Source organism: Corynebacterium gottingense (assembly GCF_003693265.1).
In the GTDB taxonomy this organism is placed as follows: Bacteria; Actinomycetota; Actinomycetes; order Mycobacteriales; family Mycobacteriaceae; genus Corynebacterium; species Corynebacterium gottingense.
Genome location: NZ_RDRE01000040.1, coordinates 1 through 6,622 on the forward strand (window position 1 = coordinate 1; position 6,622 = coordinate 6,622).

Sequence of the window (6,622 nt, forward strand, 5' to 3'; positions counted from 1 at the left end):
TCGGTCTCTTCCGGTGCCGGTGCTGCTGTAGTGCTCGTCTCGTCGTCCCCGTTCCCGCACGCGGTCAGTGCGAGCGAGGCGGCGAGGAGAGCGGGGACAAGAGTGCGGCGGTGCGTCACGGGTAGGCTCCTTATTTCCTGTGCGTATGGGTAACGATAGTACGTGAGCGCTCGACCTAGGTCAGCTCGTCGGGGTCCTGCGCGAGGCTGTAGCGCAGCGCGGCGATCACGTTCGGGGCGACGTTGGGCCCGCCGCGCAGCTCGATCTCGTCCTGGGCAAACATGCCACGTTCCTCCAGTTCTTCCTCAGTAAGCCGCATCTGCAGGAGAGTCTGCTCGATGTCGTCGTCGCGCAGCACGCCGGAGAAGAGGCGCGCGGGGCGCGGTTGGGCGTCCGGCCCGGCGGAAGTGTCGCGGAAGATGATCTCCTGGGCGAGGACGACGCCCTCGACCTGCTCGGGCCAGGCGACGCGCGCGACGTAGTCGGCCAGCTCATCGCTACCGGGACGGATGTGCTCCGGCAGCTCCTGCACAACCAGGGTGAGGGGGGAGTGGTCGGCGTCGTCGGTGAGTTGAGACAGCTCGTCGATAAGCAACTGCGAGGGGACCAGCGCAAAGAGTGAGGGCGGTGCGTTCCAGCCCTCCGCGTGGACGAACTCCACAGCTTCCGTCATGGCTTTGTTCAGGGCCTGCTGTGAGCTGAAGTGACGCTGCACGGGAACCTTTCTGGCTGTCGAATCGTTGAAACTTTAAGCTAGAAGCTTAATACGCACGTAAAGACTATTTCGAAGGAGCAGGATTGGCTACCCGCGTCAACCAGCCTCAACCCAACGCGAAAAAGTCGAACCGTACGCTGCTGACGGCGGTCATCGTCGTCGGCGCAATTTTTACCCTCGTGCCCATGCTGGTCGGTCTGTACACCGACTTCCTGTGGTTCGGGGAACTCGACTTCCGCGGTGTGTTTAACCGGGTGATTATTGCCCGCATTGTTTTGTTCGTCATTTTTGCGCTGATTGGCGGCGGTGTCGCGTACGCGGCGGCCCTGCTGGCCTGGCGGGGGAGACCGGCGGGTGCGCCCACGGCGGATCCGTTCTCGCCGTCCGCGCATTACCGCGAGACGATTCAGCAGGGCATTCGTTCCCTGCTCTTCGTCGTGCCGCTGGTCGTCGCCGTCCTGTCGGGCCTGGCGGGGCAGCGCATGTGGCGCACGTTCCTGCTGTGGTTCAACGGCTCCGATTTCGGAGTGGCCGACCCGCAGTACGGCAAGGACCTCGGCTTTTACGCGTTCGCGCTGCCGGGGCTTTCCGCCATCGTGGGCACGCTGAGCATGCTGCTTATCGTCGCGTTCCTCATCGCCCTCGTCGCGCACTACCTGCTGGGCGGGATCCGCATTGGCAACCGTACGTCGGGGCAGCGCGGCTTCGTCTCCAAGGCGGCGCGCGTGCAGCTGGCGTTTACTGCCGGTCTGTGGATGCTGCTTAAAGCCGTGAGCTACTGGCTGGAGCGCTACTTCCTGCTCTACGGGCAAAACGACATTTTCACGGGCGCGTCCTATACCTCTATTAACGCGATGCTGCCCGCCAAGATGATCCTCACCGTTATCGCGGTCATCGTCGCCGCGGCGTTCTTCGCGTCGGTGGTGTACAAGGACTTCCGCATCCCGGTGCTGGCCACCGTGCTGATGCTGGTGTCCTCGCTGGTGATCGGCAACGTCTGGCCGGCCTTGCTCGAGCAGTTCTCGGTGAAGCCGAACCGCCAGGCCAAGGAGCGCGAGTACATCGGCCGCAACATCGAGTCCACCCGTTTCGCCTATGGGCTGACGGATGACACGGTGACGTACGAGGATAACTGGGGCTCGGACAACGTCTCCAACAACGAGGTCGCGGACGATTGGTCCACCATCAGCAACATCCGCCTGCTGGACCCGGACGTGCTCTCGCCCACGTTCACCCAGAACCAGCAGCTGCGCAACTTCTACGGCTTCCCGGACCAGCTGGCCATGGACCGCTACCAGGTCGACGGGGAGATGCGCGACTTTGTCGTCGCTGCGCGCGAGATGGATCCGAACGCGCTGAGTGAGAACCAGCTTGACTGGATCAACCGCCACACCGTGTACACCCACGGCAACGGTTTCGTCGCTGCCCAGGCGAACACGGTGGACGAGGCCGCGCAGGACGCCGGCTCCACCCGTGGTGGCCTGCCCATCTTCACGGTCTCGGACCTGCAGTCCAACGCAAAGGCCGCGGAGAAGAAGGACGCGGAAGAGCTGGGCATTCGTGTCGACGAGCCGCGTATCTACTACGGCCCGGTGATCGCTTCTGCTGAGGATGGCCTGGACTACGCCATTGTGGGGGACAACGGCCAGGGCCCGGTTGAATACGACACGGATAACTCCACCTACACCTACGAGGGCGAGGGTGGCGTGAACATTGGCAACTGGTTCAACCGCGCCGCGTACGCGGTGAAGTACCAGGAGCTGAACATGATCCTGTCGGACCGTGTCGGCTCTGATTCCAAGCTCCTGTACGACCGTGACCCGCGTGAGCGTGTGGAGAAGGTTGCGCCGTGGCTGACCACGGACTCCAAGACCTACCCGGCGGTGATTGACGGCCGCGTGAAGTGGGTCGTGGATGGCTACACCACACTGTCGCAGCTGCCGTATTCCACCCGCACCTCGCTGCAGGACACCACGCAGGACGCGCTGAACCCGGACGGGACCACCCAGCGGTTGGTGAACAACAACCTGGGCTACATCCGTAACTCGGTCAAGGCCACGGTGGACGCGTACGACGGTTCGGTCGACTTGTACCAGTTCGACGAGAACGACCCGGTGCTCAAGGCCTGGATGGGCGTGTTCCCGGATACGGTGCGGCCGCACAGCGAGATCAGCGATGATCTGCGCGAGCACCTGCGCTACCCGGAGGATCTGTTCAAGGTCCAGCGCGAGCTGCTGGCGCGCTACCACGTGGATGATCCGGGCGTGTTCTTCAACAACGACGCCTTCTGGTCCGTCCCGAACGATCCGACCGCGCCGGAGGGCCGCCAGGAGCTCAACCAGCCGCCATACTACGTGGTGGCCGCTGACCCGGAGACCAACGATGCGTCCTTCCAGCTGATCACCCCGTACCGTGGCCTGAACCGCGAGTTCCTGGCTGCACACATGTCGGTTTCTTCCGACCCGGAGACCTACGGCAACATCACGGTCCGCGTGCTGCCGACCAATACGCAGACGCAGGGCCCGAAGCAGGCGCAGGACGCGCTGATGTCCTCCGACCAGGTCGCGCGTGACCGTACGCTGTGGGAGGGTTCGAACGACCTGAAGAACGGTAACCTGCTCACCCTGCCGGTGGGCAGTGGCGAGATCCTCTACGTCGAGCCGATCTACTCCAAGCGCAAGGACCAGGCCTCGGCGTTCCCGAAGCTGCTGCGTGTGCTGGTGTTCTACCGTGGCCAGGTCGGCTACGCGCCGACGATCTCGCAGGCCCTGAAGCAGGTTGGCATTGATTCCAAGGCTGCGCAGGACATCGAGCTTGTCGACGAAGGCGCGTCCGACAACCAGGACGCCGAGGCCCCCGCCGAGCAGCCGCAGGAAGGCGACAGCGAGGCGCCTGCCCCGGGCAACAAGGACGAGGCGATGCAGGGTATTAACGACGCCCTGCGCAACCTTGAGGGCGCCCGCGACGGCTCCTTCGAGGAGTACGGCCGAGCCCTCGACGAGCTGGACCGCGCAGTGGAGGCGTACCAGAGCGCGCAGTAGGCGCTTACCCTAGCGGGTTGCGGACCAGGAGCCGGTCGATCTGCTCACGCAGATCCTCCGGTGCCGGGCGAAGGAAATCGCCGGGCTTCTCCTGGTCCGCTTCGTCGTTCTCGGGGCCCGGCCCGCCCGGATCCACCATGGCCGCCTCCGTGAGGTCGAGCAGCCTGCCCAGGCGTGCCAGGTTGAGTTGGTACGCGCCATCCAGCGTCGGCTCCTCCACCTCGCGGATCCAGCCTGTCTCTTTGAACAGTGGAATGTGCGTGGCGACGATGTTTGTTCTGGCGAACCCGCCCTTCGCCCCCGGAGGCCCGAGCCGGGTAATGAGTCCGGTGCGGCCGGGACGGATCGTTCCGTCGAGTTCGAGCGTTGGCTCGTCGGAATCGTCGGCGAGGAAAGCGAGGGTGCCTAGGATGTTCCGCTCCTTTGGTAGGAGCGAGGGGATCTCAACACAGTAGATTGCGGCTCGAAGTAGTTCTCCCAAGGGCGCCTCCTGAAGTCGTGTGACTGGATGGAGCGCAATCGTATCGCCCGGCCCGGACACGGCACCGGGTCGGTTCGAACTGGTGAACGAACATGAGTGTGGTGGGCGTGTGTTGGGCAAGCCGTATGAATCTCACGATTATGGGTTCTGCCCAGGGGATTTGGCCTTTGGCAAAGTAGTCAGTATAGTTACTTCACGTTGCCGATACGGCAGCAGGTGAAAAGAAAATATCACCCGACGCGGGGTGGAGCAGCTCGGTAGCTCGCTGGGCTCATAACCCAGAGGTCGTAGGTTCGAATCCTGCCCCCGCTACCAACTTCCAAGCCCCTACCAGGAGAAACACTGGTAGGGGCTTTAGTTATTTCTCTTAAGGCGCACGTCCTGGGACTCAAATCGGGACTTTAGCGATGGCATTTTGTCACTTAAGCCGGTTTGGAAGTGATGGGGTTAAGTGACAATTTTCGATTTTGTGACCTTGGATGACTGTGTCGTTTTGAGGAGTCGTCTGCACGGATTTCAGAAGTCCTCTGTACTATCGCCATCCACTCCGGAGAGGCCGCGGGCGTTCGTCCACTTCATCTGGAACGCGATTCGACAGAGCGCATTCAATACGATGGTCTTTTTCTCCCTGCGAAGGATGGGGGCAGTTTAGGGTGCCAGGGTGTTGACCAGATCGAGGAATTCCTCAGCGTAGGCAATTTGCTTGCGTAGCTTTTCGTAGCGGGTGCGCGTCTCCTCACGAATGTCGGCAAGGGTGGCCTTGGCATTACTCCGTGCCTGCTGTGCGGTATCACTTTCCTGCCCGCCATCTGAACTATGAAGAATCTCCGCAGCTTCCAGGAATTCCCGCATCTGATCCAGAGTAAACCCCAGCGGTTTCATCCGTCGCACCAGCAAAACACGACGTACATCAGCCTCACTATAAAGCCTGAACCCACCAGGGCTACGCCCCGATGGGGTAATCAGGCCGACGTTGTCATAATAACGCAAGGTGGGAATCGACAACCCCGTCTGGTCAACGACCTCGCCGATCTTGAAATTACTGTTTTGCATTGCCTGTTCTCCTTCACGGTGATGTTGCCCACGGGTTCCTGTGCCTGGGTTGGCGGTTGAGTAAAACTCCCGCTACCATGACCACCATCACCAAACCTAAAGTTACTAGAGGGTTGGATTCCTTTCGGGCGTTCGCCCAGTTACCTATCCCCTCAAAGATTGGACATCTATGACTGAAACTAGCACGGCGGCCCCCCGCCCCCTCCTGAGTCCAGACGGCGCTGATGCCCCTACCGGGATCATCGCATCCTTCCGTTACGCATTTTCTTCCCCCGCCCGTATCCGTATAGAGATTCTGGCCGGACTGGCGGTATCCCTGGCGCTGATCCCTGAGGCCATTGCCTTTTCCATCCTTGCCGGTGTTGACCCAGCCATGGGTCTGTTTTCCTCGGTAGTCATGGCCATTGCGATCGCCTTTACCGGTGGCCGCCCGGCAATGATCACCGGCGCCACCGGGGCTATTGCCCTAGTCATTGCTCCTGTGACGCGTGGTTACGGGATGGATTATTTCATCGCCACCGTCCTGTTGGGCGGTGTCCTACAAATCGTGCTCGGCGCCCTCGGTGTGGCGAAACTTCAGCGTTTTATCCCCCGATCGGTGATGCTGGGTTTCGTCAATGCACTGGGCATTATGATTTTCACCGCCCAACTCGAACACCTCATTGATGTGCCTTGGATAGTCTACCCACTCGTCGGCTTGGGTGTGGTGATCATGATTTTCTTCCCCAAGCTCACCAGTGTGATCCCCGCCCCGCTGGTCACGATTATCGTGCTCACCGGTTTGGTCATTGCCGCCGGTTTGACTGTCCCGACGGTCTCGGACATGGGCAAGATGCCGGAGACCTTACCGTCCCTGTTTATTCCGAACGTGCCGTGGACGTTGGAGACCCTGCAGATCATCGCGCCTTATGCCCTGGCCATGGCCGTGGTCGGTCTCATGGAATCGTTGATGACCGCCAAGCTCGTCGATGACATCACCGACACTCATTCCGATAAAACTCGTGAATCCTGGGGACAGGGGGTGGCTAATATTGCCTCCGGTTTCTTCGGCGGCATGGGTGGCTGCGCGATGATCGGTCAAACCATGATCAACGTCCGCGAATCCGGGGCACGTACCCGCCTATCCACCCTGTTAGCCGGTGTGTTCCTGCTGGTCCTGGTCCTGGCACTGGGCGACATCGTTGGCATGATCCCGATGGCTGCGCTGGTGGCAATCATGATCATGGTCTCGGTCGGCACCATCGACTGGCACTCGGTGCATCCACGCACCCTTAAACTCATGCCGGTCTCTGAGACCATTGTTATGGCCGTGACGATTATTGCCACCCTAGC

The 6,622-nt window shown here is 61.3% G+C and carries 5 protein-coding genes and 1 tRNA gene; 3 read left to right on the forward strand and 3 right to left on the reverse strand.

Features of this window, described 5'->3' with window-relative positions:
• Positions 1-175: 175 nt before the first annotated feature.
• Entirely contained in the window at positions 176-673 is a 498-nt protein-coding gene (locus EAW56_RS10730; protein WP_122086519.1) for a PPA1309 family protein, read from the reverse strand.
• Positions 674-852: 179 nt separating this feature from the next.
• Between EAW56_RS10730 and EAW56_RS10735 the strand changes: the two genes are divergently transcribed.
• Positions 853-3,756: a UPF0182 family protein gene (locus EAW56_RS10735; RefSeq protein ID WP_244213411.1), complete on the forward strand. Its 2,904-nt coding sequence runs from the start codon at positions 853-855 to the stop codon at positions 3,754-3,756.
• Between the two features lie 4 nt (positions 3,757-3,760).
• Here EAW56_RS10735 and EAW56_RS10740 read toward each other — a convergent pair whose 3' ends face one another.
• Positions 3,761-4,237, reverse strand: coding sequence for a hypothetical protein (locus EAW56_RS10740; RefSeq protein ID WP_095554246.1), 477 nt, complete (start codon positions 4,235-4,237; stop codon positions 3,761-3,763).
• 238 nt (positions 4,238-4,475) lie between these two features.
• Here EAW56_RS10740 and EAW56_RS10745 point away from each other — a divergent pair.
• Positions 4,476-4,552 (forward strand) — tRNA-Met (locus EAW56_RS10745).
• A 333-nt stretch (positions 4,553-4,885) separates the two neighbouring features.
• Here the strand turns inward: EAW56_RS10745 and EAW56_RS10750 are convergent.
• A complete protein-coding gene (locus EAW56_RS10750; protein WP_034664654.1) occupies positions 4,886-5,290 on the reverse strand; it encodes a MerR family transcriptional regulator in 405 nt (134 codons plus the stop codon).
• A 169-nt stretch (positions 5,291-5,459) separates the two neighbouring features.
• Here EAW56_RS10750 and EAW56_RS10755 point away from each other — a divergent pair.
• On the forward strand, positions 5,460-6,622 hold a 1,163-nt coding region (locus tag EAW56_RS10755; protein ID WP_147453290.1), incomplete at its 3' end, for a SulP family inorganic anion transporter.

Excerpts from the sequence above, each read along its gene's own strand:
- EAW56_RS10750 (WP_034664654.1), bottom strand. The coding sequence starts at position 5,290 with ATGCAAAACAGTAATTTCAAGATCGGCGAGGTCGTTGACCAGACGGGG.
- EAW56_RS10730 (WP_122086519.1), bottom strand. The coding sequence starts at position 673 with ATGACGGAAGCTGTGGAGTTCGTCCACGCGGAGGGCTGGAACGCACCG.